The organism is Catellatospora sichuanensis (assembly GCF_007483665.1).
GTDB classification, from domain to species: Bacteria; Actinomycetota; Actinomycetes; order Mycobacteriales; family Micromonosporaceae; genus Catellatospora; species Catellatospora sichuanensis.
This window is the reverse complement of record NZ_VIQO01000010.1, coordinates 25,695-50,214: the sequence shown is the minus strand read 5'-3', so window position 1 is coordinate 50,214 and position 24,520 is coordinate 25,695. Positions and strand designations below refer to the sequence as shown.

Here is a 24,520-nt window from a genome sequence, read left to right as displayed (position 1 = left end):
GATCATGGAGGGGAACGTGCCCACCTACCAGTACGCCTGCACCGCTTGCGGTCACCAGCTGGAGGCCGTGCAGTCCTTCGCGGACGAGCCGCTGACCGAGTGCCCGACGTGCGAGGGCACCCTGCGCAAGCTGTTCTCCTCGGTCGGCGTGGTCTTCAAGGGCTCCGGCTTCTACCGCACCGACTCGCGCGGCAGCGGCTCCGGCACGGCCCCCGCGGCCGCCGGCAGCTCCTCGACCCCCGCGTCGACCAGTTCGACCAGCGGCGGCAGCTCCTCGTCGAGCAGCAGCACGCCGTCGAAGAGCACCTCGCCGTCGACCGCGAGCAGCAGCGCTTCCTGAGCTTCGCGCCGAATGTCCGTTTCCGCGCTATAGTACGGCGGTGCGCCAGCCCCGCCCCCGCTGTAGCCGGCGGTCAGTCCCAGTGCGGCGGGCGCTCGTCGCGCAGCCGGTCGTCGTTGCTCCACGAACGCTCGCCCCAGCCCCGATCCGTGTCCTCACGGGTCTGGTCGGGCAGCACGGGCGCGTCGTCCTCGAACTCCACCACCCGGTCGTCTTCGCGACCGCCGAAGTCAGCCTCAGTGCTCACCCTCGCAGCATAGGACCAGCCGCGCCGCGTCCCACGGACCGCCTCCGCCGCCCCGACCGCCGAAGCTCCGCCCCCGCCATCCCGCGGCATGGGCGGAGCTTCGATCGTGCACCGGACCAGTCATCGTGAACCGGCCCGCCGACGATCAGTGGCGCCGGCCCGTGCCGTCCGAAGACGGGGCCGACGCCGAGCAGGCCGCCGCGGCCTATCCCGGGCCGCCGCCCGCGGTGTCACCCCCGCCTGGCTGGCATCCGGAGGTCACCCCCCGGACCGTTCCCCCGCGCCGGCTGCCCGAGCTGGACCATGACGCGATCGATCTCGCCGAGGAGCGCGCGGACCGGTTCACCAACGCGCTCGGCATCGCCGCGGGCGTCGTGCTGATCCTCATCGCCTGCATCCAGTGGCGGACCTGACCGGTCAGATCGTGCTCCACACCGCCTGGGCGCCGGTATCGCCGGTCTTGAAGACGTAGTAGCCGGTGGCCCCGGCGGCGAGCAGGGTCAGCGCGATCAGCGCCCAGCCCGTGGCGCGGGAGCCGCTGGTCGCCGGCTTCTTCGCGGCCGAGGTGGTGAAGAGCACCAGCGCGATCGCCAGGATGCCCAGCAGCGTGCCCGCCCACGCCGCCGCGTCGCCGTAGTCCTTGTGCAGGTCGACCTGGGCGAGGATCTGCGGCGGGTAGCCCTTCTCGACCAGCGTCGTGAACAGCGCCTCGCCGCTCTGGCGGGCGAACCACAGCGCGATGGGGGCACCCACGCCGAGCAGCAGCACGGCCCAGCCGATGTAGCGGCGCACCGATGGGGCGAACGAATAGACCACCACGCCGACTATCAGCAGCGGGGCGAACACGACTGCGGCGTGCACGAGCAGGGGGTGAGCCGGCAGGCCGAGCAGTTCCTCGAACACTGTGCCTCCACGTGGATTCCGGGGGTGCGTACCCAAGGTCAGGCTGAGCCTAGACCCGCCTGTGTCGATGGGACAGAGGGGGAATGCGCCGTGTCGCAGACCACGTATATCGGACCTTTTCTTGAGCAGATCCAAGTTAGCTGCTGAAATGGTGTTCATGCACGGCGACATCGAGCCACAGGCTCTCCTTCGCGCGCGGGGCCTGCGGGTGACCCGGCCGCGCCTCGCCGTGCTCGACATCCTCGGACAGGGTGGCCACCTCGAGGTCGAGGAGATCACCCGGCAGGCCCGGCAGCGCCTCGACTCGGTCTCCACCCAGGCCGTCTACGACGTGCTCGGCGCGCTCGCCCGCGCGGGCCTGGCCCGGCGCATCGAGCCGGCCGGCTCCCCCGCCCGCTTCGAGGCCCGCAGCGGCGACAACCACCATCACATCGTCTGCCGCGGCTGCGGCGCGATCGCCGACGTGGACTGCGCCACCGGCACCGCACCCTGCCTCGACCCGAGCCAGACCCACGGCTTCGCCCTCGACGAGGCCGAGGTGACCTACTGGGGCCTGTGCCCGAAGTGCCAGCAGCTCGCCGCCGAGGACCGCACCTCCGACCCCTGACCCACCCGACCCGCCCGGCCCGGCCCCGCGATGATCGTCCGACTTGCCAGGCACCTGTGCGAATGGCCGTGCAAGATACGCACAGGTGCCCGGCAAGTCGAGTGATCTATGACCGGTGCGGCGCGGCCGCGTCCGGCGTGGGGGCCGCCTCCACCGCCGCCCAGGTCTCCTTCACCGGCGCCTCCGCGCCCGCCGGGCACACCCGGCGGAAGTCGCACCAGCTGCACAGGCTGCTCGGCCGGGTCGGGAAGGCCTCGTCGGGCGGGGTGCCGTCGGCCAGCGCCCGCTCCGCGGCCACGATGTCGCGTGCGGTGTCCTCCGCCCGGGACACGTGCCGGGCGATCGACTCCGGGGTGTGCTCGTGCGTGGCGACCGTGCCGGTCGGCAGGTGGTGCAGCTCGACCGTGCGGCAGGGGCGGCGGAACACCCGCTCGGCGGCGAACGCGTAAAGCGCCAGTGCCAGCGAGCCGCGGGCGTCGTCGGCGTCCAGGCCGGTGCGTCCCGTCTTGTAGTCGACGATCACGGCCTCGCCGCCGCGCGCGTCGATGCGGTCGGCCCGGCCGCTCAGCGCCAGCACCGCCGTCTTCGCCGCCACCGTGCGCTCCACGCCCAGCAGGTCCAGCTCGGGGTCCAGGCCTTCGGTGTACGCCTCCAGCCAGCCCAGCGCGCGTTCGTAGACCGCCCGCTCCTGCTCGTCGTCGCGGTAGCCCTCACGCACCCAGGTCGCCCTCAGCAGCCGCGGCAGGGCCGCGCTCGTGCGCCGCTCCACCGGCACGTCCCACCAGTTGCGCAGCGCCGTGTGCACGCTCGCGCCGAGCGAGTTGTGCGCCCACGCGGGCCCCTTCTGCGGCGCGGGCCGGTCGAGGTAGGTGTGCCGGTAGCGGCGCGGGCAGTCGGTGTACGACGAGAGCTTGCTCGGGGTGCACACGAACAGGCGCTCGGGCATCATGTCGAAGCCGAGCTGCTCCGGGACGTCCTTGCCGCGGCGGGGGTGGGGGGTTCGGCTCACCTGGCAGATCGTGCCAGTCCGGTGGGACACTGGCCAGGCGACCCGCCCGGCCGGGCGGTCAGCCGAGGTCAGGGGTGTTTGGCGTGGGACTGTTGCGCTGGTTGCGGGGCGGCGATGACAAGAACGGCGCGACCGCGATGATGTCCGCGGGCATGGCCGAGATCGACGGCCTGTTCCGGCCGACCAAGCACAAGCAGACCGAGCACATCCAGGAGGCGAGCCGCCGGCGCGTCGACGTCGCCAACGGCACCGGAGTCGACCTGGAAAACGGCATCGCCACGATCCGCCGCACCCCCGCCGCGGAGCCCGCAACCTGATCACCCGCCCCGATTTTCATCGACGCTGGCCTATCACATCGAAAATCCGGCGCTCGGAGTCGATGCAATAGGCCAGCGTCGATGCAAGGCGGGTGCCGCCGTCGGCGCGTCAGGGGTGCGCGGTGGTGAACATCTCGACGAAGGCGCCGATGGAGTCGGCCATCAGCTGGACCGCGATCGCGGCCAACAGCAGACCCGCGATGCGGGTGAGCACCTCGATGCCGCCGGGCCGCAGCACCTTCACGATGAACCCGGAGTAGCGCAGCACCAGCCACACCGCGATCATGACCGCCAGGATGCCCAGCCCGATCGCCAGGTACTGGCCGCCGCTGTCGGCCCGCTGTACGAACAGCATCGTCGCAACGATCGCGCCGGGGCCCGCCAGCAGCGGCGTGCCGAGCGGCACCAGAGCGATGTTCGAGGTCGACTGCTGGTCAGGGTCGTCGGCCTTGCCGGTGAGCAGCTCCAGCGCGACCAGGACCAGCAGCAGACCACCCGCGCCCTGCAGCGCGGGCAGCTGGATGTGCAGGTAGTCCAGGATGGTCTGGCCGGCCACCGCGAAGACCGCGATGACGCCCAGGGCCAGCGCGACCGCGTGCGTGGCGGCCTTGTGCCGGTCCCGGGCGGGCAGCGCGCCGGTCAGCGCCAGAAAGATGGGCACCATCCCCGGCGGGTCGGTGATGACGAGCAGCGTGACGAAGACCTCGCCGAAGAACTTCCAATCCACACCGGATGCATAGCACGGCGGGCAAGGGTTATCCGGCGACTCCCGTGACGGGGGTGGCGCCGGTCGCACCGGCGACGATCCGCTCGAGCGCCTCCGGGGCCGTGGTGAACTCGCCGATGCGCACCTTCTTGTGCGTGCCGTGGAAGTCCGAACTGCCGGTGACGAACAGGCCGAGCCCGTCCGCGATGCGGCGCACCTCGGCGCGTTCGGCCTGGCCGTGGTCGTGGTGGTCGGCCTCCAGGCCGTCCAGTCCGGCGGCCGCGAGCTGCGCGAACAGCTCCTCCGGCACGACCCGCCCGCGGGCCCGGGCGCGCGGGTGGGCGAACACGGTCACCCCGCCGGCTCCCTGCACCAGGCGCAGCGCCTCGAACACGTCGAGGTCGTCCTTGGGAATCCGGTACGGGCTGCCGTTGCCGATCCAGCGCGGACTGAACGCTTCCTGGGTGTCGGCGACGAGCCCGGCCCGGATCAGCGCGGCGGCCAGGTGCGGCCGGCCGACGGTGCCGCCGTCGGCGTGGGCCAGGATGTCGGCCCAGTCCACGTCGATGCCGTCGGCCCGCATCAGCGCGACCATGCGCTCGGCCCGCCCCAGCCGCGACTCGCGGACCCCGGCCAGCGCCGCGACCAGGTGCTCGTCGGCGGGGTCGAACAGGTACGCCAGCATGTGCAGCGCGATGGACTCGTCCTCGCCGTGCCAGCGGCAGCTCAGCTCCGCTCCCCGGATGAGGGTGAGGCCGGGCGGCAGCGCCTGCGCGGCGGCCGCCCAGCCGGCGGTGGTGTCGTGGTCGGTGAGCGCGACCACCCCGAGTCCCGCCGCGCCCGCCAGGCGCATCAGCTCGTCGGGGGGTGTGGTGCCGTCGCTCGCGGTGGAGTGCAGGTGCAGGTCGATGGTCACTTGCCGGCGCCGTACGAAGGGATCATCGTCCAGCCGGGCTGGACGTCGGGCGGCAGGGTGACCTGGAGCTTGGTGCCGTCGTTCCGGCAGGCGAAGATGCCGTCGGCGTCGGTCTGCGCCAGCGCCGTCCGGTTGTCCGACCACACCACCGCGTCCACCGCGGCGATCGGGCAGTCCGCCTGGAGCACCAGGGCCTGGACCTGAGCCTGTTTCTTGCCGCTGCTCGCCGCGGCGTTGATGCGCGACTTGTCCAGGTCGATCATCTGCAGGCCGCTCTGCGTGGCCACGGCGAGCAGCCGGCCGTCGGGGGAGAGCGCCGCGTGCAGCTTGATCAGCGCCCGGCCCACCAGGTCACCGCAGCCCAGCTTCGCGCCGATCTTCAGGCCCTTCTTGACCGCGCTGACGTCGACCAGGCAGAGCAGGTCGTCTTTGCCGCGCACGACGCCGATCGCCACCTCGGCGCCCGCGCTGCCGAACACGGCGAGCAGTTCCGCGTTCCAGGTCTCGGTGTACTGGGAGGGCGCCGCCGCGCTCCAGTAGTCGAAGCCCTTCTCGCTGGAGACGACGACCCGCTCGCCGAAGAAGGTCACCGGCGCGGCGGTCCCGGGCACCGGCGACGACGCGACCGTCGAGCCCCGGTCGTCGCCGCTCAGCTTGGTGACCGCCATCGTGCCCTGGTCGTTGGTGGCCACCCGGCTGCCGTCGTGGCTGACCGCCCACTCGGCCTGGCCGGACAGCATGAGCGGCTCGCCGGCGCTGTTGGGAAGCAGGCGCACCGTGCTGGAGTCGGAGTAGACCCAGCCGTCGGGCACCTTCGCGATCATGGCGACGTCGCCGTCGTGCACCAGGTTGACCCGCTGGCCGTCGGTGGTCCACAGCTGCTGGCCGACCAGCAGATCGACCGGCAGCTCCATGGTCGGCAGCTGGGTCTGGCGGGCGGCGACCGGCTGGTCGGCGCCGTAGAGGTTCTGGAAGGTGACCCGGTTCGGATCCGTGGCCGCCGTCGTCGCAGCGCCGAGCCCCTGGGCCGCAACGGCGCCGCCGAGCACGGTCGCGAAGGCGAACACGGTCATCGTGCCCGTCGCCGTCCGCCGTCGCCGGGTCGTCCGGCGCGCCTTTCGGATGGCGCGGCCGGCCGGATCGGCGGCGGCAGGAAGGGTCTGCGCGCGAGCCGCGAACATCTCACGCAGCTCGTCCTCAAGCATGGTCACCGCCCAGGTTGGCCGACCGGCACGCGGGCCGGTCGAACAGCTTCCCTCCGAGGCGACGGCACCGCGGGTGCGGTGACGGGGGTGGGCTCTGCCGTTCGGGTCACCTCGCCCGCAGGCAGGTCGAGCGACTCCGTGACGACCCTGCCCGCTCGCTGCTTCGGGACCGCCGGCTCCGCCGCCTTCGCGGCCGGCAGCCTGCCGGTGACTCCCTCGGCAGCCAGCCGCTGCCGCAGCGTGCCCAGGGCGCGTGAGGTCTGGCTCTTCACGGTCCCGGGCGAGATCTGCAGCATCGCCGCTGTCTGCGCCTCAGACATGTCCTCGTAGAAACGCAGGACCAGCACGGCGCGTTGTCGTGCCGGCAGAGCTTTGACATGTTTCCACATCACGTCTCGCTCGAGCTGCTCTTCGAGGTTGTCCGGCGCGGCCCGTTCCGGTAGGAATTCGGTGGGTCGCTCGCCGTGCCAGCGGCGGCGCCACCAGCTCGTCGCGGTGTTGACGAGCACCCTGCGGGCGTACGGCTCGACCGCCTCGATCTGGCCCAGGCGCTTCCACGCCAGGTACGTCTTGGTGAGCGCCGTCTGCAGCAGGTCCTCCGCGGTGGCCCAGTCACCGGCCAGCAGGTATGCCGTGCGCAGCAGGGCAGCCGAACGTGCGGTCACGAACTCGCGGAACTCGTCCTCCATGGCCGATCGGTGGCTCACAGACGCACCTCCCATCGCAGGCGTACGTCTCGGACGCCTGACCGAGGCGCGTCGAACGCGCCCATCACCCCGTGTATGAGGCTTCCGCACGCCGTTCGGTTCCCGGTATCGGGTGGATACCCCGTATGCGTCACCTCAACGGACAGACTGGCATACTCGCGCTAGCGGATCTAGATCTGGCAGTGAAGTTTCCTATCCACCGATCGGCCCTTTCGGCCGACGCCGAATAGCGTGCCTACTCTTCTTCCGCTTCCCGCCCGAGCCGCGCCTCGACTGCCGCGGGCTCGTACATCTCCTCGACGATGCGCAGGTACAGCTCGTTCGGGTTGGGCATGTGATCGACCTTGCTGAGCGCCTGATCCTGGCCGGCGGACTCGAGCACGAACGTGCCGTAGTTGAGCATGCGACCCAGCGGCGACTGCTCGTACTTCATGTCGGTGACCTTCAGCAGTGGCATCATCGCCACCTTGCGGGTGATGAGCCCGTTGACGAGCATCAGCCGCTTGTTGGTCAGGATGAACCGGTCGAAGTACCAGTCGGCGACGGTCCAGGCGACCCAGCTCATCACCAGCGCCCAGATCACCACCGCCACCACCCACAGGCCGGCGACGTCGGACTTGGCCAGGAAACCCGACAGGTAACCCAGCGCGAACGTGGCGAACACGCCGATCAGCAGCGGGTTGGTGAGGTGCACCCAGTGCCGCTTCCACTCCCCCCGGTAACGCTCGGTGGGGAACAGGTAGCGCGCGACCATGGAGCTCGGCTCGTCCTCGAGCGGAAGCACCCGGCGCGGCCCCAGCGGCACCCCGGACGCGTCGAAACGCAGCCCGGCGAGCTCGTCCTCGGTGAAGTTCGGAAGCTCGTCACCGAGTGGCGCCGTGGTGGCGTTGTCACCGGGGGGCCTGCCTCCGGCACCGCCCGAAGCGGCACCGGCGGTCGCCCCCACGGTGGCCTTGCCGATGAAGTGTGCGTGGTCGCCCGGGTCGGCGTGGAACTCGTCCTCAGCCGGTGGCTGAGACTCGGCTCGCGTCCGCGGGATGGGCTCCGTGTCGCGTTCACGGCGACCGGACCACTCCGGACCGTCAGGACCCGGAGTGCGCTCTTCGCTTGGCTCGTCCGGCCCCAGACCGCCGATCATGTGAGCTAAGCGACCAGGCTGCCGAAGAAGTCACCGAAACCCTGGGCGATGTCCATGACAGTGCCGCCCAGCGTCTTCACGACGTTCGCCGCAGAATCGGGCCGGAACGCCACGAAGAAGATCAAAAAGGCGATGCCGCCCCACGTAAGGATCTTCTTGAGCATGTCGGGCTATCCCCCTCCGCCTGGCCGTGTCCACTCGACAACTGGTGGCCGTGGCGAGACTCAGCGTATCAGTAACGGTGCCTGCCGAGAATCATTAGCGCACATCCGTGCCAGTGCTTTGACCAGCGTCCGATGAGGAAAGTAAGGAAGTCGACTCACCGGGTGGGACGCAGCCGCGGCGACAGCGCTCCGAACACCAGTTCCGGCGGCAGCCAGTCGCTCAGGTCCTGCAGCACGACCTCTTCGGAGAGGAAGTAGCCGGCCTGTGCGGGCCAGGTCACGGCATACAGCCAGCGCCCCCGGGCCTCCCCGGCGTACGCGCTGCGGTCGTCCGGCGTGGCCACCGCCCACAGTGGAGTGGGGTGCCCGTCGGCCTTCACCTTCGCGTGCGCGCCGTGCCCGCCCTCCAGCTCGAGCAGGGCCGGACCGGGGTCCGTGCCGGACAGCCCTGCGAAGCGGGCCCCCAGCCCCACACCCGGCTCCTCGGCGATGAGCAGCACGTCGGCCGGGCCGTCGCTGAACGGTGTCGGCCCGCTGCACGCCAGCGCCGTGGCGGACACTCCAGACCTGTCGTCCCCCACCCATGCCACACCCGTGACGGTCCAGCCGGTCGGCAGCGGCCAGGGGCACCACAGGGGCACTCCGGCCTCGGCCGCGCGCTTGGTGGCGCAGGCGAAGACGTCATGGTTGACATGCTGGGCGACGTGCAGCGGCGGCACCGGTCCGTCGCGCTCGCATACCCAGTCGGAGTGGGCAAGACCGGGCGGCCGCAGATCGCCACCGCACCGCGGACATGACACCGCGAGCCCCATGACCACCACTGTCCGCCCCGTGATCGGGGCACGTCAAGCAACTCGCCAAGATCGGCAATCGGCGCGCCGTGGGATCCGCGGGCCGGATGTGCGGGTTCACCGCGGACGCGGCCGGGCCGGTCAGGCCGGGGGCGGGCCGGCGTACGAGCGGATCCAGGCGTGCATGGCGACCGCCGAGGCCACCCCGGCGTTGACCGAGCGGGTCGAGCCGTACTGGGCGATCGAGTACATCTGGTCGCACGCCGCCCGGGCCGCCTCGGACAGCCCGGGACCCTCCTGGCCGAACAGGAGCACGCAGTGCCGCGGCAGGGTGGTCGTCTCCAGCGGACGGCTGCCCGGCAGGTTGTCGATGCCGATGACGGCCACTCCGGCGCCCCGCGCCCAGGCGGCGAACGCCCCGATCGAGTCGTGATGGCGTACGTGCTGGTAGCGGTCGGTCACCATGGCGCCGCGCCGGTTCCAGCGGCGGCGGCCCACGATGTGCACCTCGGCGGCCAGGAACGCGTTCGCGGTGCGCACCACCGTGCCGATGTTGAAGTCGTGCTGCCAGTTCTCGATGGCGACGTGGAACTCGTGCCGTCGGGTGTCCAGGTCGGCCACGATCGCCTCGTGCCGCCAGTACCGGTAGCGGTCCACCACGTTGCGCCGGTCGCCCCCGGCGAGCAGCTCGGGGTCGTAGTGGTCGCCCTCCGGCCACCGACCGGCCCACGGGCCGACGCCGACCGCCTGCTCGTCCTCGGCGGCCGGGCCACCCGTGCCGAAGCCGTCCACGCCGTCCGGGGTCGCCTGCGGCGGCGCGACGTCCTGCGCGGTGCGCCCGGCGGGCACGCGGACGCCGTCGGGCCGCTGCTCTTGCGGCCTGACGGCGCGCACCGCGCGCCCAGCAGGCACACGACCGCCGTCGGGCCGCTGCTCTTGCGGCCTGACGGCGCGCACCGCGCGCCCAGCAGGCACACGACCGCCGTCGGGCCGCTGCTCTTGCGGCCTGACGGCGTCCGCGTCCCGTTCGATGGTCACAAGTGAAGGATTTTAGCTGGTCACACGTTGCGCAGCGCGTCCAGCAGGTCAGCCAGGAAACGCTGCTCGGCCGGGCTGCGGGTGACCCCGCCGATGCCCAGCAGACCGCCGGTTCGAGCCGCCCCGCAGACCTGGTCCGCGATCGACTCCAGCCAGTGGCGGTACGCCTGCCCGTCGGCCGGCGTGGCCCGCGCCTCCAGCACGATCGCCGCGGCACGGCAGCTCACCAGCACCTCGGTGATGGCGGCCTGCGGGTCGCGGAACTGCTCCGCGGCGGGCGGATCGGGGTCCGCCTCGGCGTAGATCGCGCCGACGATGGCTTTCACCAGCTCGGAGTCCTCGTCGGCGCCGGCTGCGATGGCGTTGATGCCGGCCAGACCCTCGTCGACCGTACGGCGGTCGCTGTCCGGTTCGGCGGAGGTGGCGGCGATCATGACACGGGCCGGGAGCCGGGTCAGCAGCTCCCACTCGTGCGGTTCGAAGGTGAGGGGAGCGATCTCCCGCCGGTACATCTGGCGCGAGATCAGGTGATCAGCTGCGGAATTACTCGGCATGGCGACCTCCTGCCGTCAGCATATGCCGCGACCGCGGACGCTTGCCGCGAAGCGTGCCAATCACCCCCGGAGACCGGAACCGTTGTCTGTGATGTAGTTCTCGGTGCGGCCTATGTACTCACCGGTAACGCTCGTGCAGAATCCTTTTCACAAGCGCGGGCGGCGGGTGCCGGGGAGGGCCCCGCCGTTCGCTGCATCCAGGGGCGGGAGACGGACCATGCAGTTCGGGCGCTACTTCGAGGAGTTCGAGGTCGGGGCGATCTACAAGCACTGGCCCGGCAAGACGGTCACGGAGTACGACGACCACCTGTTCTGCCTGCTGACGATGAACCATCACCCGCTGCACCTGGACGCCCATTACGCGGCGACGCAGACGGAGTTCAAGCGCAACGTCGTGGTCGGCAACTACATCTACTCGCTGCTGCTCGGCATGTCGGTGCCCGACGTCAGCGGCAAGGCCATCGCCAACCTCGAGGTCGAGAGCCTGCGCCACGTCGCGCCGACCTTCCACGGCGACACCATCTACGGCGAGACCACGGTGCTGGACAAGCGCGAGTCCGGTTCCAAGCCCGACCGCGGCGTGGTCAGCGTCGAGACCCGGGGCTACAACCAGGACGGCACCCTGGTCTGCATCTTCAAGCGCAAGGTCATGGTCCCCAAGCGCCCCGAAGCCGCTGCCGAGTAGCCGCCGCTCCCCGCAACCAGCCGTCACCGGCCAGCCGCCCGCGCTCCGGCACCTCGTTTTCCATAGACGTTGGCCTATCACATCGAGTTTGATCGACAAATTCTCGATGTGATAGGCCAACGTCTATTAAACAGCGGGGCGGGGCGATCAGGGCGGAGGTACGGCGCAGGCGGCGGTGCCACCCGGGAGCTGGTGGCGGTGCCGGGCGATCCAGCGGTAGACCGGCCACGACACGAGCCCGACGCCGGGCAGGCCCAGCGCGCCGCCCAGCGGACGCCACGCCGAGCGGCTCGCCCGCAGCAGCGCGGCGATCGCGGCAGGGCCGGCGAGCGCGGGCCGGCCGAGCTCGACGTACTGCACCGCCTCCAGGCACTGTTCGCGGGTCAGGCCCAGGGCGGGCAGGTCCGCGCGGTGCCAGGGCACGATCACGGCGTCGGTCGGCACCCGGCGGCGGATGAACTCGACGCACCGGGTGCAGAAGGCGCAGTCGCCGTCGTAGACGAAGGTCGCGGGCACGCCTCCATGCTCCTCCGCAACGCGCCCGCCGTATCGCGGGATGCCCTGTGTGTCACGTCACCGTCGGTACCGTGGACGGGACGGGAATGAGCTAGGTGGCACAGTGGTTTACATGGACGCTGGTCACTCGATGAAATGAGGAGCACGACGATGGGCACCGTGGAGTTCACCACCGACAACTTCGGCGAGAAGACGAGCGGCGACGGCATCACGTTCGTCGACTTCTGGGCGAGCTGGTGTGGCCCGTGTGTCCGTTTCGCGCCGGTCTACGAGCGGGCCGCCGAGGCGAACCCGGACGTCACCTTCGGCAAGGTCGACACTGAGGCGCAGCAGGAGCTCGCCATGCACTTCAACATCCAGTCGATCCCCACGATCATGGCGATCCGCGACAACGTGATCGTGTACTCGCAGCCGGGCGCGCTGCCCGAGGCCGCGTTCCTGGACCTGATCCAGAAGGTGCGCGAGCTCGACATGGAGCAGGTGCAGGCGGACGCGAAGGCTGCTTAGTTTTCGAACATATGTTTGAATAGCGGGGTGCGCTGGAGTCATCTCACCGAGAGCAGCACCCCGCCGGACGCGACCGCGCCGGTGCAGCAGCCGCTGCCCGGCGCGGTCGTGCGTACGTTCGACACGCCCGGCTTCGCCGGCATGACGTTCTACGAGGTACGCGCCAAGTCACTGATCAACAAGGTGGCGGGCGAGCGGCGCGGGGTGCCGTTCGAATACACGATCAACCCGTATCGCGGCTGCACCCATGCCTGCTCGTACTGCCTGGCCGGGGACACTCCCGTGCTGATGGCCGACGGGCGCACCAAACCCATCGCCGAGCTGCGCGTCGGCGACGCGATCGTCGGCACGGTCCGCGAGGGCTCCTACCGGCGATACGCGGTGACCCACGTGCGGGACAAGTGGTCCACGGTGAAGCCCGCCTACCGGGTGACCCTGCGCGACGGCACCGAGCTGGTGGCCAGCGGCGACCACCGGTTCCTGACCGACCGGGGCTGGAAGCACGTCACCGGGGCGCGCTCCGGGGCCGACCAGCGGCCGCACCTGACCACCGGCAACAAGCTGATGGGCACCGGCCGGTTCGCCGAGCAGCCCAAGGAGTCCCCCGAATACCGCCGCGGCTACCTGCACGCGGTGCTGCGCCCGGAGCCGGAGACCGGCTACCGCGACCCGTACGGCACCGTGCCGCGGTTCCGGCTGGCCTGTGCCGAGCCGCAGGTGCTCAGCCGCACGATCGGCTACCTGCGCGAGTCCGGTGTGCACACCGCCGAGTACACGCCGCTGGGCCAGCGCACGGGGCTGCGCACGTACGCCCGGCGTGATCTCGATCTGATCGGCCTGCTGCTGCAGCGGCCCGAGGAACGCGACGCCGAGTGGGACAAGGGCTTCCTGGCCGGGGTCTTCGACGCCGAGGGCAGCCACACCCAGGGCCTGTGGCGCATCGTGCACACCGACCCGGAGCTGGTCGAGCCCACCCGGGCGGCGCTGCGCGCGTTCGGGTTCGAGTTCGCCGTCGAGGACCGGCGCGACCCGATCGGGCTGCTCAGCCTGCGGATGCTCGGCGGCCTGCCGGAGAAGCTGCGCTTCTTCCACCTGACCGACCCGGCGGTGACCCGGCGGCGCACGGTGCAGGGCGTCGCGATCAAGGGCACCGTGCCGCTGCACGTGGCGTCGATCGAGCCGCTCGGCCTGGAGCTGCCGCTGTGGGACATCACCACCGGCACCGGCGACTTCATCGCCAACGGCGTGGTCAGCCACAACTGCTTCGCCCGCAACACGCACAGCTACCTCGACCTGGACACCGGCCACGACTTCGACTCGAAGATCGTGGTGAAGGTGAACGCGCCCGAGCTGCTGCGCCGCGAGCTGGCCTCGCCCCGCTGGGACGGCAAGCCGATCGCGATGGGCACCAACGTCGACTGCTACCAGCGCGCCGAAGGTCGCTACCAGCTGATGCCGGGCATCATCGGGGCGCTGTCGGACTGGTCGAACCCGTTCTCGATCCTCACCAAGGGCACCCTGATCCTGCGTGATCTACCGCTGCTGCAGCAGGCGGCGCAGCGGGCCCGGGTGTCGGTGGCGTTCTCCATCGGCTTCCTCGACGAGGCGCTGTGGCGCAGCGTCGAGTCGGGCACGCCGAGCCCGTCCCGGCGGCTGGACGCGGTGCGCCGGATGAGCGACGCGGGGCTGCGGGTCGGGGTGCTGATGGCGCCGATCCTGCCGGGCCTGTCCGACAGCGAGGAGCAGCTCGACGCGACGGTCGGGGCGCTGGTCGCGGCAGGGGCCGCGAGCATCACGCCGCTGGTCCTGCACCTGCGGCCCGGCGCCCGGGAGTGGTATCTGGGCTGGCTCGCCGCGAACCACCCCGAGCTGGTGCCGTTCTACCAGCGGCTCTATCCCGGCGACCGGGCCTACGTGAGCGCCGACTACCAGCGGCTGGTCACCGCGAAGGTGCGCCGCGCGTGCCGGCGGCACGGGCTGCCGGCCCGCGACACGCCGGCGCGGGACCTGGTGATGGCGGGGGACGAGACGGAGCCGCCCGCCGCCTCGGAGGCGACGGGCGTTCAGCTCACGCTTCTGTGAACGAGGGCTGCCGGTCCGTGCCGCTGAGCCAGCCGACCACGCGGCGCTCCATGATGAACGACAGGAACGGGATGGTGCCGGCCAGCGCCACCAGCAGGATGCGGGTGACCGGCCACTGCACCCGGCGCGCCAGGTCGCCGACGGCGGCCAGGTAGACCACGTACAGCCAGCCGTGCACCGGGGCGATGATCATCACGCCCAGGTTGTTGTCGCCGAAGTACTTCATCGGCATGGCGACCAGGGTCAGCGCGAGCAGCAGCACGCCCACGATCCAGGCGATGATGCGGTACCGGGTGAGTGCGCCGTTCATCGATACTCCTTAGCGGGATAGTCGCTGGGTCGTGCCTCGGGGTTCTCGTTCAGCCAGGCCAGGTATCGGTTGTACTCGGCCAGCTGCGGATCGTCGGAGTCCCCGGCCGCGGCAGTGGGCTGACTCACCCGCCGCGTGATGACCGGCCGCGGCCGGTCCACCGGGTCAACGGCCGAGGCCGGCGCCTCGGCACGGCCCTTGCGCAGGGTGAGCCGGATCTCCCGGACCCAGATCACCACCACGAAGATCGCGAAGATCGGCCACTCGAAGGTGTACGCCCAGCTCAAGGTGTTTCCCTCGACGGCACGGCCCGCCTGCCACCAACCGAGGGCCAGACATGTGACGACGGCCAGCAGCGCCAGCGCATGACCGGCCAGCCAGCCGGGGGTGAGCAGTCGTCGCACGTCGGCCAGGATAGCCTGCCCCGAAATCGACACCGGCCGCGCCGTTGGCGGAGGTGAGGTGGTCTCGTAGCCTTTGCGGGTGATCGCCGTGCCGACGACCCCGCGCGCCCGCGCCGCCGCACTCACCGCGGCCGGACTGCTGTTCATCGCCGGCGCGTGGTGGTACGGACGCACCACGCCCATCCATCCGCTGTCCGGCGACGAGGCGACCACCCTCTGGCTGATCGTCATCGGTGTCGGGGCCGCCGTCGCCCGCTCCTTTTATCTGCTGCGCCACCCGAACGGGCGGTGGCGCCAGGGCGACGCCGACGGCGAGCCCGGCCTCGTGCTCACCCCGGTGTCGGACCGGGTGCTGACCGCGGTGTGGTTCGGCGTGCAGCTGCCGATCATCGCGCGCTGGGCCCGGCTGAACGACGGCCGTGAGGCCTGGCTCGCGATCGTGTGGACGCTGCTCGCCCTGGGACTGCTCTGGGTGGTGGTGCGCCCGGCCCACGGGCACGCCCGCCAGATCGTGCTCAACGCGAGCGGGGTCCGCGTGAACCGGCGGCACCTGCCCTGGTCGCAGGTGCGTTCGGCGCGTTTGAACAGCGGGGCCGGCGTACGCCTGGAGACCGCCGACGGCACTCTGCGGCTGCGTGGCGCGGACTACCGCATGCGCGACGCCGACGTGGCCGGCGTCCTGCAGTACTACCTCGACCACCCCGAACGCCGCGGCGACCTGGCCCACCTTCCCGACGCCCCGCCGGAACTGCGCTCCCGCTGACAGACCGATGGCGCGACCCGGCCGGGGTCGCGCCATCGGTCTGCGCCTTCGGACGTGGTCAGCGGGCGCGGTACTCCTTGAGCAGGCCGCGGGAGATGATCGTCTTCTGGATCTCGCTGGTGCCCTCGCCGATCAGGAGGAACGGGGCCTCGCGCATGAGGCGCTCGATCTCGTACTCCTTGGAGAAGCCGTAGCCGCCGTGGATGCGGAACGACTCGGTGACGATCTCGTGGCAGTACTCGCTGGCCAGCAACTTGGCCATGCCCGCCTCGACGTCGTTGCGCTCGCCGGAGTCCTTCAGGCGGGCGGCGTTGACCATCAGCGCGTGCGAGGCCTCGATCTTGGTGCCCATCTCGGCGAGCTTGAAGGCGATGGCCTGGTGCTGCGCGATCGGCTTGCCGAACGTCGCACGCTGCTGGGCGTAGGCCACGGCCAGCTCGAACGCGCGGATGGAGATGCCGCAGGCGCGGGCGGCCACGTTGACGCGGCCCACCTCGATGCCGTCCATCATCTGGTAGAAGCCGCGACCGGCCTGGTCCGCGCCGCCGAGGATCGCCGACTCGGGCACCCGGTGGCCGGAGAGCACCATCTCGGTGGTCTCGACGCCCTTGTAGCCCATCTTCTCGATCTTGCCGGGGATGGTCAGGCCGGGCGCGGTCTCGCCGAAGCCGGGCTCCTTCTCCAGCAGGAACGTGGTCATGTTGCCGTAGACGCTGTCCGCACCCTGATCGGTCTTGACCAGGGTGGCCACCACGGACGAGTAAGCGCCGTTGGTCAGCCACATCTTCTGGCCGTTCAGCACGTACGAGTCGCCGTCGCGTACCGCCTTCGAGGTGATCGCGGCGACGTCGGAGCCGGTGTTGGGCTCGGACATGCTGAACGCGCCGCGCACGTCGCCGGTGGCCATCCGGGGCAGCAGCCGCTGCTTCTGCTCGTCGGAGCCGTGCTGGCCGATCAGGTAAGCCACGATGAAGTGGGTGTTGACGATGCCGGACACCGACATCCAGCCGCGGGACAGCTCCTCGACGACCAGGGCGTAGGTCAGCAGCGACTCACCGAGACCGCCGTATTCCTCGGGGATGGTCAGGCCGAACAGGCCCATCTCCTTCATCCCCGCGAGGATCTCCTCGGGGTACTCGTCGGCGTGCTCCAGACGCTGCGCGCGCGGGATGATCTCCTTGTCCGCGAACTCGCGCACCGTCTCGAGGATGGCGGTCTGCACATCGGACAAGCCTGGAGTACGGGCGAGACGAGCCATATGTCAGCCTCCTGGGGACTGAACGAACCTTCAGGTGAGCTGAGTATGAGCCGGGCCTTCGTCCCATCCAAGGCGCTTGACAGCACCGTCACTGTGAAAAGGTTCACCGGGTTCGCTAACGTGCGCTGAACCCATATCCGAGAGACAAGGCACCCCATGAGCTACACCCCTCCCGGCCAGGACCCCTACGGCCAGCAGCCGGACCCCTACGCGCAGCCGCAGCAGCCGAACCCCTACGGCCAGCCGCAGCCCCCCGTCGAGCAGCCGTACGGCCAGCCGCAGCCCGGCCTGCAGCAGCCGTACGCCCAGCCGTGGGGCGCCGCGCCGCTGCAGCAGCGCAACAACCTGGCCCTCGCCGCGATGATCGTCGGCATCATCGCCATCCCGGCCGCGTGCTGCGCGCTGCTCGGCATCGTCGTCGGCGCCGCCGGCGCGATCATGGGCCACATCAGCATGAAGCAGATCGCCCAGCTGGGCCAGTCCAACCGCTCGCAGGCGCTGACCGGCATCATCTGCGGCTATGTCGGCGTGGGTCTCGGCATCCTGAACGGCATCGCCGGGCTGGTGCTGCGGACCAACGGCTTCGGCTCGTTCTGACCATACGCCGAGTCAGGAGCCCTTCATGAGTTACCCGCCGCCGAGCCCGGATCCGTTCAACCAGCAGCCCGATCCGTACGCTCCGCCGCCCACCCCGAACCCGTACGCCCCGCAGCCGGTCAGCGGCGATCCCTACGCGGTCCCGCCGGTCAGCGCGGACCCGTACGCCGCGCCGGCCGTCAGCGGCGCGCCCTACTCCCCGCAGCCGACGGGCGCCTACGGCGTGCCCTACACGCCCTACGCGACGGGCCCTGCCGCGCCCGGCACGAACGGCATGGCGATCGCGTCGATGGTGCTGGGCATCGTCGGCGTGCTGCTGTGCTGCTGCTATGGCATCGGCGCACTGCCGGGCCTGATCGGTGCCATCCTCGGCCACATCAGCCTCAAGCAGGTCAAGCAGACCGGGCAGCAGGGCCGCGGCATGGCCATCGCCGGCATCGCCACCGGCTGGTCGGCCGTCGCCCTGACGGCGATCATGGTGGTCCTGCTGATCATCGGCGTGCTCAACGACCCGAACTTCTGGAACGAGATCCAGAGCGGTAGCAGCAGCAGCGACTGGGACTAGCAGGGAGAAGCCATGACCTACCCGCCTCCGCCGTCCGGCCAGGACCCGTATTCGGCCCAGCCCGACCCCTACGCGCCGCCTCCCTCGGCCAACCCGTACGCGACACCGCCGTCGTACGGGTCCCCGGCCGTGCCCGGCGCACCGGCGAGCGTGCCGCCGGCCGCGCCGCAGTCGGGGCAGCCTTACGCCGACCCCTACAAGTCGGCGGCCCCCTACGCCGCGCCGCAGCAGCCGTACGGGCAGCAGCCCTACGGCGGCTACCCGCCGCCCCGGCAGCAGAACAGCATGGCCCTGGTCGCGCTGATCCTGTCCCTGGTCGGCCTGATGACCTGGATCACCGCCCCGATCGGGGCGATCCTCGGTCACTCGGCCATGAAGCAGATCCGCCAGAGCGGCGAGGACGGCGAGGGGATGGCGAAGGCGGCGATCATCGTCGGCTGGATCATCACGGGCCTCGGTGTGGTCGGCTGCCTCTGCGCATTCGGCCTGCCGTTCCTGGCCGTGCTGGGTGCGGGCGGCGCGAGCAGCTACTGACGCCGGTGGCGTTCCCGGACACCGGGTGCCCGCCGACGCGAAACGATCGAGGCTCCGCCCCGCTGCCATGGGCAGTGGAGCGGAGCCTCGACTCGTCATCGCCCGAAGCGGAACCGCTGCCGCGCGGACCGCCACCGGCTCCGGCCGTGTCAGCCGACGGCGGCCTCGCTCGCCTCCCACAGGCGGGCGGCGAACCGCGGGTCGCGGGCGCTGGGGTGCGGGCGGGTCGGCTTGCGCAGCACGTAGTACGCGCCGTTCTGGAGGTGGACCGGGTCCTCGGTGGCCAGCCAGACCAGCTGATCCGCGCCCTGCTCCGGGGTGGCGATGCCGGGACCGATCTTGTAGAAGAGCCGGGCGGCGGGCGTGCCGAAGCGGGTGCGCACCACGCCGGGATGGAACGAGAAGCTGAGCAGGTCCGGCCAGCGCCGGGCGGCCTCCGCCGCGAACAGGATGTTGGCCCGCTTCGAGCCGCCGTACGCCAGCCAGGCGCTGTAGACGCCACCGCGCCGGTCCAGGTTGTCCGGATCGAGCGTGCCGAACGAGTGCGCCATCGACGCCGTGTTCACGATGCGGGCACCCGGCGCCAGCTGGTCGCGCAGCAGGTGTGCCAGCAGGAACGGGGCCAGGTGGTTGGTCTGGATGGTCAGCTCGTGACCGTCCACGGTGGTGACCCGCCGGCGGGCGACCAGTCCAGCGTTGTTGGCCAGCACGTCGACGCGCTGCCCGGCCAGCTTGGCGGCGAGGTCGCGGACCTGCGACAGCTGCGCGAAGTCGGCCAGCAGACCGACCGGCTCGGGGCCCGCCGCGGCGGTCCGGACCGCACCGAGGGCCGTGTCCAGCCGCCCCGGATCGCGCCCGACCAGGGTGACCTGCCAGCCCTGTCGCACCAGTGCGACAGCGGCCGCCTGCCCGATGCCGGACGTGGCACCGGTGATCACCGCGTGGCGCGTGAGATCTTCCACAGTCCCGTTCTCCTCTCGACGGGAGTGAGGTTACCGTGGCGTCAACTACTGAACGCTCCCTAAGGAGTATCGATGGCCGCTCTCGGGCGTTCCCGCAGGTCTTGTCTGGCCGTGCCGGGTTCCAGCGTCAAGATGCTCGGCAAGGCCCAGGGCCTGCCGGCCGACCAGGTCTTCCTCGACCTGGAGGACGCGGTGGCACCGCTGGCCAAGCCTGAGGCCCGCAAGAACATCGTGGCCGCGCTCAACGAGGGCGACTGGGCCGGCAAGACCCGCGTCGTACGGGTGAACGACCTGACCACGCCGTGGACGTACACCGACGTCATCGAGATCGTCGAAGGCGCGGGCGCGAACCTGGACGCGATCATGCTGCCCAAGGTGCAGAGCGCGTCGCACGTGGAGTGGCTCGACCTGACGCTGACCCAGCTGGAGAAGTCGCTCGGCCTGCCGGTCGGCGCGATCGGCATCGAGGCCCAGATCGAGAACGCGGCCGGACTGGTCAACGTGGACGCCATCGCGGCCGCGTCGCCCCGCGTGGAGACCATCATCTTCGGCCCCGCCGACTTCATGGCCTCGATCAACATGAAGTCGCTGGTCGTGGGCTCGCTGATCCCCGGCTACCCGGGCGACCCGTACCACTACATCCTGATGCGCATCCTGATGGCCGCCCGCATGCACGACAAGCAGGCCATCGACGGGCCGTACCTGCAGATCAAGGACGTGGACGGGTTCACCGAGGTGGCCCGGCGCTCGGCCGCGCTCGGCTTCGACGGCAAGTGGGTGCTGCACCCCGGCCAGATCGACGCCGCCAACGAGGTCTACTCACCGGCCCAGTCCGACTACGACCACGCCGAACTGATCCTCGACGCGTACGACTACTACACCTCGGAGCAGGGCGGCCGACTCGGCGCGGTGATGCTCGGCGACGAGATGATCGACGAGGCCTCCCGCAAGATGGCCCTGGTCATCTCCGCCAAGGGCCGCGCCGCCGGCATGTCCCGCACCACCTCGTTCACGCCCCCGGCCTGACCCGCGCCTGGCCGCCCGCCAGCGCGGCGGGTGGACAGGTCGCCGGCGACTTTGCTCTGCACCCATTCGCTTGCTCTGCACCCGCGGGCGCAACACCCGAGGGTGCGGTGCGGCGCCTGGCTGTGCCACGCAACGCCGGCACCTGAGGTGTTGCGCCGATGGGTGCAGAGCAAGCTTTTGGGTGCAGAGCAAAGTCGGCCGGGACCATGTGGTCCCGGCCGACTTTTTCGATCAAGGGGGTACGCGGTCAGTCGCGCAGTTCGGCGATGCAGCACTTGACGCTGCCGCCGCCCTTCTTCAGCTCGGCGAGGTCCACCAGGACCGGGTGGTAGCCGGCCGCGGTGAGCTTGTCCGCGAATGCGGTCGACTCGGTGTTGATCACGACGTTGCGGCCGTCGCTGACCAGATTCAGCGCGAACGCCAGCGCGTCGGCCTCGTCGGCGATCACGGCGTTCGGGAACAGCTGCGCGATGACCTTCTGCGAGGCCGCCGAGAACGCGCCCGGGTAGTAGGCGATGTTCTCGTCGTCGAGCACGGTCAGCGCGACGTCGAGGTGGTAGAAGCGCGGGTCGACCAGCTTGAGCGAGATCACCGGGCGGCCCAGGGCCTCGGCGGCCTCGGCGTGCGCGGCCGGCTCGGTGCGGAAGCCGTACCCGGCGAGCGCGATGCCGCCGTGGGCGTCGGGCAGGTAGGCGAAGTCGCCCTCACCCTCGTTGATCTGAGCCGGCGCGACGAAGGCGTACTCGTCACGGGACTCGTAGAAGGCCCGGTGCGCGACCGCCTCGTCGGCGCGCTGCGGGTAGCGGAACTTCGCCCCGTAGGCGACGCCGTCGACCACGAAGCCGCCGTTGGCCGCGAAGACCATGTCCGGCAGGCCTGCCTGCGGGGTGAGCACGTGCACCGTGTGGCCGAGGTCGGCCATCGTCTGCCGCAGCACGTCCCACTGCTTGACGGCCAGCGCGGTGTCCACCGGCGCGGTGGTGTCCATCCACGGGTTGATGGCGTACTCCACCACGAAGTGCTCCGGGGCGCACATCAGGTAGGTACGCGGACGGGGCCGCCGGGCGGTGGGGATCAAGTCACGCTCTGTCACGATCAGCAAGGTTACGCACCTGAGCCGCCGCTCAGTAGCGGGAAGGATTGCGTCCTTGCGCTGGTCTGTTGCGTCTTCGTGCCATCCAGCGGCGGTCTGTTGCGTGAGAGGGCAGGTTCATTTACGGATCGGCGACGACGCACCGTGACGGATCACCGGAAACGGAACAGGCGGAGCGAATTCGTCACGACGAAGATGCTGCTCAGCGCCATCGCGGCGGCCGCCAGCACGGGCGTGACGAGACCCGCCGCGGCCAGCGGCAGCGCCGCCACGTTGTACGCGAACGCCCAGAACAGGTTGCCCTTGATCGTCCGCAGGGTCGCACGCGACAGGCGGATCGCGTCCGCCGCGACGGTCAGGTCCCCGCGGACCAGGGTGAGATCGGCGGCCTCGATCGCCGCGTCGGTGCCGGTGCCCATGGCCAGGCCGAGGTCGGCGGCGGCCAGCGCGGCCGCGTCGTTGACCCCGTCGCCGACCATCGCCACCGTGTGCCCCTGCTCCTGCAGCCGGCGTACCGCGTCGACCTTGCCCGCCGGGAGCACCCCGGCGACGACCTCCGTGATGCCGACCTCCGCCGCCACCGCCCGCGCCGGGGCCTCGGCGTCACCGGTCAGCAGCACCGGACGCAGCCCGAGCCGCTTGAACTCCGCCACCGCGGCGGCCGAACCGGGCTTGACCGTGTCCGCCACCAGCAGCCACCCGGCGAACTCGCCGTCGAGCGCGACCGCCACCGCGGTCCGCGCTTCGTCGGCCAAGACCTCGCCCGTCGGCTCCCCGCCGGCTTGCCGGATCACGCTGGTCGCCCCTGTCGCGGCAGCCACGCCGGTCGCGGCAGCCACGCCGGTCGCGGCAGCCACGTCGGTCGCGGCAGCCACGTCGGTCGCGTCTGTCGCGGCGGTCGCGTCTGTCGCGGCGGTCGCGTCTGTCGCGGCGGTCGCGTCTGTCGCGGTCGCCACGGCGGTCGCGGCGGGTACGGCCACGAGTGTCACGCCCTGCTCGGCGAGCAGCGACGCGCGGCCGACCAGCACCTTACGACCGTCGACGACGCCCTGCGCGCCCAGGCCCGGCAGGGACTGGAAGTCGTGCACCGCGCCGGGGGCGATCCCGCGCGCGGCCGCCCCGTTCACCACGGCCCGCGCGATCGGGTGTTCGGACGCGTGCTCCACCGCGGCGGCGTACCGCAGCAGGTCCTGCTCCTGCACCCCGGCAGCCGGGAGCGCGCCTACCAGCGTCATCACGCCGGTGGTGACCGTGCCCGTCTTGTCGAGCACGATCGTGTCGACCCGGCGGGTGGATTCGAGCACCTCGGGGCCCTTGATCAGGATGCCGAGCTGGGCGCCGCGGCCGGTGCCCACCAACAGCGCGGTCGGTGTGGCCAGGCCCAACGCGCACGGGCAGGCCACGATCAGCACCGCCACCGCAGCGGTGACCGCGGCCGAGGTGACCCCACCGTCGTACGCCGTCCAGAACGCGAACGTGCCGACCGCCAGCGCGATCACTACGGGCACGAACACGCTGGAGATCCGGTCGGCCAGCCGCTGCACGGGAGCCTTGCCCGATTGGGCCTCGGTGACCAGCTTCGCCATCTGCGCGAGCTGGGTGTCCGCGCCGATCCGGGTCGCCCGCACCACCAGCCGACCGCCCGCGTTCACGGTCGCGCCGACGACCGCGTCGCCGACGCCGACCTCGACCGGCATGCTCTCGCCGGTGAGCAGGGCGGTGTCCACCGCGCTGCTGCCCTCGACGATCACGCCGTCGGTGGCGATCTTCTCGCCGGGACGCACCACGAACAGGTCGCCGACCGCCAGCCGGTCCACCGGGACCCGCTGCTCGACGCCGTTGCGCAGCAGCACCGCGTCCTTCGCGCCCAGGTCCAGCAGCGCCCGCAGGGCGGAGCCCGCGCGGCGTTTGGCCCGGTGCTCGAACCACCGCCCGGCCAGCAGGAACGTGGTCAGCGTGGTGGTCACCTCCAGGTAGAGGTGCATACCCGGGTCGTCGCCCCGGGCGGCCAGCCAGCTCAGCGACATGGTCATGCCGGGCATGCCCGCGCCGCCGAAGAACAGGGCCCAGGCGCTCCAGCCGTACGACACCAGCACGCCGAGGCTGATCAGCGTGTCCATGGTGGCCGCACCGTGGCGCGCGTTGACCGCCGCGGCCCGGTGGAACGGCCACGCCCCCCACACCGCGACCGGGGTGGCCAGCGTGAACGCCAGCCACTGCCAGTTGGTGAACTGCAGCGCCGGGATCATGCTGAGCAGCACCACGGGCACCGTCAGCAGGGCGCTGACCAGCAGCCGCTGGCCTAGTGGGTCCAGAGCGGGCCGGACTGCCTCGGCGGCGGCGGGAACGGCCTGCGGCACGGCGGCCGTGTACCCGGTGGCCTCGACGACCTTGATCAGGTCGTCGACGGAGACCGTCTCCGGGTAGGTCACGTGCGCGGTCTCGGTGGCGAAGTTGACGGTGGCGGTCACGCCGTCCACCCGGTTCAGCTTCTTCTCCACCCGGCCGGCGCAGGTGGCGCAGGTCATCCCGCCGATGTCCAGCTCGATGACGTTCGCCTGCCGCAGGTCCATGAC

General features: G+C 71.1%; 31 protein-coding genes. 12 read left to right on the top strand and 19 right to left on the bottom strand.

Translation table 11 applies throughout. The features are described from left to right. The first annotated feature begins 16 nt into the window (after positions 1–16). Positions 17–340 carry an FmdB family zinc ribbon protein gene (locus FLL47_RS20270; RefSeq protein ID WP_144122118.1) on the top strand — a complete coding sequence of 108 codons (324 nt, stop codon included), beginning with the start codon at positions 17–19 and terminating at the stop codon, positions 338–340. 73 nt (positions 341–413) lie between these two features. Here the strand turns inward: FLL47_RS20270 and FLL47_RS43010 are convergent, their stop codons facing one another. Beyond that, positions 414–587 (bottom strand): hypothetical protein, encoded by a 174-nt coding sequence (locus tag FLL47_RS43010; protein ID WP_186315808.1) that lies wholly within the window; start codon positions 585–587, stop codon positions 414–416. 161 nt (positions 588–748) lie between these two features. On the opposite strand from FLL47_RS43010, the gene FLL47_RS20265 reads away from it, so the two are divergent. Next, positions 749–1,000 carry a hypothetical protein gene (locus FLL47_RS20265; RefSeq protein WP_144122117.1) on the top strand — a complete coding sequence of 84 codons (252 nt, stop codon included), beginning with the start codon at positions 749–751 and terminating at the stop codon, positions 998–1,000. 4 nt (positions 1,001–1,004) lie between these two features. On the opposite strand, the gene FLL47_RS20260 is transcribed toward FLL47_RS20265, so the two are convergent. Continuing rightward, positions 1,005–1,490 carry a DUF2231 domain-containing protein gene (locus tag FLL47_RS20260; protein WP_144122116.1) on the bottom strand — a complete coding sequence of 162 codons (486 nt, stop codon included), beginning with the start codon at positions 1,488–1,490 and terminating at the stop codon, positions 1,005–1,007. A gap of 148 nt (positions 1,491–1,638) precedes the next feature. On the opposite strand from FLL47_RS20260, the gene FLL47_RS20255 reads away from it, so the two are divergent. Next, positions 1,639–2,097 (top strand): Fur family transcriptional regulator, encoded by a 459-nt coding sequence (locus tag FLL47_RS20255; RefSeq protein WP_144122115.1) that lies wholly within the window; start codon positions 1,639–1,641, stop codon positions 2,095–2,097. 106 nt (positions 2,098–2,203) lie between these two features. On the opposite strand, the gene FLL47_RS20250 is transcribed toward FLL47_RS20255, so the two are convergent. Next, positions 2,204–3,046 (bottom strand): RecB family exonuclease, encoded by an 843-nt coding sequence (locus tag FLL47_RS20250; RefSeq protein WP_144122362.1) that lies wholly within the window; start codon positions 3,044–3,046, stop codon positions 2,204–2,206. A 143-nt stretch (positions 3,047–3,189) separates the two neighbouring features. On the opposite strand from FLL47_RS20250, the gene FLL47_RS20245 reads away from it, so the two are divergent. Continuing rightward, the gene (locus FLL47_RS20245; protein WP_144122114.1) at positions 3,190–3,423 is read left to right on the top strand and encodes a DUF6191 domain-containing protein; all 234 of its coding nucleotides are present in this window, start codon (positions 3,190–3,192) and stop codon (positions 3,421–3,423) included. Between the two features lie 109 nt (positions 3,424–3,532). Here the strand turns inward: FLL47_RS20245 and FLL47_RS20240 are convergent, their stop codons facing one another. The 9 genes from FLL47_RS20240 to FLL47_RS20205 form a co-directional block, all read right to left on the bottom strand. Continuing rightward, positions 3,533–4,150, bottom strand: coding sequence for a MarC family protein (locus tag FLL47_RS20240; protein ID WP_144122113.1), 618 nt, complete (start codon positions 4,148–4,150; stop codon positions 3,533–3,535). Between the two features lie 28 nt (positions 4,151–4,178). Beyond that, positions 4,179–5,045 (bottom strand): PHP domain-containing protein, encoded by an 867-nt coding sequence (locus FLL47_RS20235; protein WP_144122112.1) that lies wholly within the window; start codon positions 5,043–5,045, stop codon positions 4,179–4,181. Beyond that, entirely contained in the window at positions 5,042–6,256 is a 1,215-nt protein-coding gene (locus FLL47_RS20230; RefSeq protein WP_144122111.1) for a WD40 repeat domain-containing protein, read from the bottom strand. The genes FLL47_RS20235 and FLL47_RS20230 overlap by 4 nt, the downstream gene beginning before the upstream one ends. Next, positions 6,253–6,957: a SigE family RNA polymerase sigma factor gene (locus FLL47_RS20225; protein WP_246158286.1), complete on the bottom strand. Its 705-nt coding sequence runs from the start codon at positions 6,955–6,957 to the stop codon at positions 6,253–6,255. Before FLL47_RS20225 ends, FLL47_RS20230 begins: the two co-directional genes overlap by 4 nt. Positions 6,958–7,192: 235 nt before the next feature. Next, positions 7,193–8,095 carry a PH domain-containing protein gene (locus tag FLL47_RS20220; protein WP_144122110.1) on the bottom strand — a complete coding sequence of 301 codons (903 nt, stop codon included), beginning with the start codon at positions 8,093–8,095 and terminating at the stop codon, positions 7,193–7,195. 5 nt (positions 8,096–8,100) lie between these two features. Further along, positions 8,101–8,259, bottom strand: a complete 159-nt coding sequence (locus tag FLL47_RS43005; protein ID WP_170213147.1) for a hypothetical protein — start codon at positions 8,257–8,259, stop codon at positions 8,101–8,103. 155 nt (positions 8,260–8,414) lie between these two features. Then, the gene (locus tag FLL47_RS20215; protein WP_144122109.1) at positions 8,415–9,071 is read right to left on the bottom strand and encodes a DUF6758 family protein; all 657 of its coding nucleotides are present in this window, start codon (positions 9,069–9,071) and stop codon (positions 8,415–8,417) included. A 120-nt stretch (positions 9,072–9,191) separates the two neighbouring features. Further along, a complete protein-coding gene (locus FLL47_RS20210) occupies positions 9,192–9,842 on the bottom strand; it encodes a TrmH family RNA methyltransferase (RefSeq protein WP_144122360.1) in 651 nt (216 codons plus the stop codon). Positions 9,843–10,108: 266 nt separating this feature from the next. After that, entirely contained in the window at positions 10,109–10,642 is a 534-nt protein-coding gene (locus tag FLL47_RS20205; protein WP_144122108.1) for a hypothetical protein, read from the bottom strand. A 217-nt stretch (positions 10,643–10,859) separates the two neighbouring features. On the opposite strand from FLL47_RS20205, the gene FLL47_RS20200 reads away from it, so the two are divergent. Beyond that, positions 10,860–11,327: a MaoC family dehydratase gene (locus FLL47_RS20200; protein WP_144122107.1), complete on the top strand. Its 468-nt coding sequence runs from the start codon at positions 10,860–10,862 to the stop codon at positions 11,325–11,327. A gap of 147 nt (positions 11,328–11,474) precedes the next feature. Here FLL47_RS20200 and FLL47_RS20195 read toward each other — a convergent pair whose 3' ends face one another. Then, complete coding sequence (locus tag FLL47_RS20195; protein ID WP_144122106.1) at positions 11,475–11,843, bottom strand: thiol-disulfide oxidoreductase DCC family protein; 369 nt, start codon at positions 11,841–11,843, stop codon at positions 11,475–11,477. A gap of 150 nt (positions 11,844–11,993) precedes the next feature. Between FLL47_RS20195 and FLL47_RS20190 the strand changes: the two genes are divergently transcribed. Together FLL47_RS20190 and FLL47_RS20185 are read left to right on the top strand one after the other, a co-directional pair. Continuing rightward, a complete protein-coding gene (locus FLL47_RS20190) occupies positions 11,994–12,350 on the top strand; it encodes a thioredoxin family protein (RefSeq protein ID WP_144122105.1) in 357 nt (118 codons plus the stop codon). Positions 12,351–12,377: 27 nt separating this feature from the next. Then, a complete protein-coding gene (locus tag FLL47_RS20185; protein ID WP_144122104.1) occupies positions 12,378–14,432 on the top strand; it encodes an intein-containing Rv2578c family radical SAM protein in 2,055 nt (684 codons plus the stop codon). Here FLL47_RS20185 and FLL47_RS20180 read toward each other — a convergent pair. Continuing rightward, a complete protein-coding gene (locus FLL47_RS20180; RefSeq protein WP_144122103.1) occupies positions 14,419–14,742 on the bottom strand; it encodes a DUF3817 domain-containing protein in 324 nt (107 codons plus the stop codon). The genes FLL47_RS20185 and FLL47_RS20180 overlap by 14 nt on opposite strands. Then, positions 14,739–15,146 carry a hypothetical protein gene (locus FLL47_RS20175; protein ID WP_144122102.1) on the bottom strand — a complete coding sequence of 136 codons (408 nt, stop codon included), beginning with the start codon at positions 15,144–15,146 and terminating at the stop codon, positions 14,739–14,741. Before FLL47_RS20175 ends, FLL47_RS20180 begins: the two co-directional genes overlap by 4 nt. A 79-nt stretch (positions 15,147–15,225) precedes the next feature. Here FLL47_RS20175 and FLL47_RS20170 point away from each other — a divergent pair, with 79 nt between their 5' ends. Beyond that, positions 15,226–15,909: a PH domain-containing protein gene (locus tag FLL47_RS20170; protein ID WP_144122101.1), complete on the top strand. Its 684-nt coding sequence runs from the start codon at positions 15,226–15,228 to the stop codon at positions 15,907–15,909. Positions 15,910–15,967: 58 nt separating this feature from the next. Here FLL47_RS20170 and FLL47_RS20165 read toward each other — a convergent pair whose 3' ends face one another. Then, on the bottom strand, positions 15,968–17,167 hold the full coding sequence (locus FLL47_RS20165) for an acyl-CoA dehydrogenase family protein (protein WP_144122100.1): 1,200 nt from the start codon (positions 17,165–17,167) through the stop codon (positions 15,968–15,970). Positions 17,168–17,323: 156 nt separating this feature from the next. On the opposite strand from FLL47_RS20165, the gene FLL47_RS20160 reads away from it, so the two are divergent. Genes FLL47_RS20160 through FLL47_RS20150 form a run of 3 tightly spaced genes read left to right on the top strand, consistent with a single transcriptional unit; the run spans position 17,324 to position 18,863 of the window. Then, positions 17,324–17,764 carry a DUF4190 domain-containing protein gene (locus FLL47_RS20160; RefSeq protein ID WP_144122099.1) on the top strand — a complete coding sequence of 147 codons (441 nt, stop codon included), beginning with the start codon at positions 17,324–17,326 and terminating at the stop codon, positions 17,762–17,764. 25 nt (positions 17,765–17,789) lie between these two features. Next, positions 17,790–18,329 (top strand): DUF4190 domain-containing protein, encoded by a 540-nt coding sequence (locus FLL47_RS20155; protein WP_144122098.1) that lies wholly within the window; start codon positions 17,790–17,792, stop codon positions 18,327–18,329. Positions 18,330–18,341: 12 nt separating this feature from the next. After that, the gene (locus tag FLL47_RS20150) at positions 18,342–18,863 is read left to right on the top strand and encodes a DUF4190 domain-containing protein (protein ID WP_144122097.1); all 522 of its coding nucleotides are present in this window, start codon (positions 18,342–18,344) and stop codon (positions 18,861–18,863) included. A 149-nt stretch (positions 18,864–19,012) separates the two neighbouring features. On the opposite strand, the gene FLL47_RS20145 is transcribed toward FLL47_RS20150, so the two are convergent. Next, positions 19,013–19,825: an SDR family NAD(P)-dependent oxidoreductase gene (locus tag FLL47_RS20145; RefSeq protein WP_144122096.1), complete on the bottom strand. Its 813-nt coding sequence runs from the start codon at positions 19,823–19,825 to the stop codon at positions 19,013–19,015. A 72-nt stretch (positions 19,826–19,897) separates the two neighbouring features. Between FLL47_RS20145 and FLL47_RS20140 the strand changes: the two genes are divergently transcribed. Next, the gene (locus FLL47_RS20140; RefSeq protein WP_144122095.1) at positions 19,898–20,851 is read left to right on the top strand and encodes an HpcH/HpaI aldolase/citrate lyase family protein; all 954 of its coding nucleotides are present in this window, start codon (positions 19,898–19,900) and stop codon (positions 20,849–20,851) included. A 247-nt stretch (positions 20,852–21,098) separates the two neighbouring features. Here the strand turns inward: FLL47_RS20140 and ddaH are convergent, their stop codons facing one another. Next, positions 21,099–21,944: a dimethylargininase gene (gene ddaH, locus FLL47_RS20135; RefSeq protein WP_425457732.1), complete on the bottom strand. Its 846-nt coding sequence runs from the start codon at positions 21,942–21,944 to the stop codon at positions 21,099–21,101. 152 nt (positions 21,945–22,096) lie between these two features. Beyond that, positions 22,097–24,517 (bottom strand): heavy metal translocating P-type ATPase, encoded by a 2,421-nt coding sequence (locus FLL47_RS20130; protein ID WP_144122094.1) that lies wholly within the window; start codon positions 24,515–24,517, stop codon positions 22,097–22,099. Positions 24,518–24,520: the final 3 nt, after the last annotated feature.

Bases quoted from the DNA above. Each gene is read 5' to 3' on its own strand.
- FLL47_RS20255 (WP_144122115.1), top strand. From the start codon at position 1,639: ATGGTGTTCATGCACGGCGACATCGAGCCACAGGCTCTCCTTCGCGCG.
- FLL47_RS20250 (WP_144122362.1), bottom strand. From the start codon at position 3,046: ATGATGCCCGAGCGCCTGTTCGTGTGCACCCCGAGCAAGCTCTCGTCG.
- FLL47_RS20220 (WP_144122110.1), bottom strand. From the start codon at position 8,095: ATGATCGGCGGTCTGGGGCCGGACGAGCCAAGCGAAGAGCGCACTCCG.
- FLL47_RS43005 (WP_170213147.1), bottom strand. From the start codon at position 8,259: ATGCTCAAGAAGATCCTTACGTGGGGCGGCATCGCCTTTTTGATCTTC.
- FLL47_RS20215 (WP_144122109.1), bottom strand. From the start codon at position 9,071: ATGGGGCTCGCGGTGTCATGTCCGCGGTGCGGTGGCGATCTGCGGCCG.
- FLL47_RS20205 (WP_144122108.1), bottom strand. From the start codon at position 10,642: ATGCCGAGTAATTCCGCAGCTGATCACCTGATCTCGCGCCAGATGTAC.
- FLL47_RS20200 (WP_144122107.1), top strand. From the start codon at position 10,860: ATGCAGTTCGGGCGCTACTTCGAGGAGTTCGAGGTCGGGGCGATCTAC.
- FLL47_RS20190 (WP_144122105.1), top strand. From the start codon at position 11,994: ATGGGCACCGTGGAGTTCACCACCGACAACTTCGGCGAGAAGACGAGC.
- FLL47_RS20180 (WP_144122103.1), bottom strand. From the start codon at position 14,742: ATGAACGGCGCACTCACCCGGTACCGCATCATCGCCTGGATCGTGGGC.
- FLL47_RS20165 (WP_144122100.1), bottom strand. From the start codon at position 17,167: ATGGCTCGTCTCGCCCGTACTCCAGGCTTGTCCGATGTGCAGACCGCC.
- FLL47_RS20160 (WP_144122099.1), top strand. From the start codon at position 17,324: ATGAGCTACACCCCTCCCGGCCAGGACCCCTACGGCCAGCAGCCGGAC.
- FLL47_RS20155 (WP_144122098.1), top strand. From the start codon at position 17,790: ATGAGTTACCCGCCGCCGAGCCCGGATCCGTTCAACCAGCAGCCCGAT.
- FLL47_RS20150 (WP_144122097.1), top strand. From the start codon at position 18,342: ATGACCTACCCGCCTCCGCCGTCCGGCCAGGACCCGTATTCGGCCCAG.
- FLL47_RS20140 (WP_144122095.1), top strand. From the start codon at position 19,898: ATGGCCGCTCTCGGGCGTTCCCGCAGGTCTTGTCTGGCCGTGCCGGGT.
- FLL47_RS20130 (WP_144122094.1), bottom strand. From the start codon at position 24,517: ATGGACCTGCGGCAGGCGAACGTCATCGAGCTGGACATCGGCGGGATG.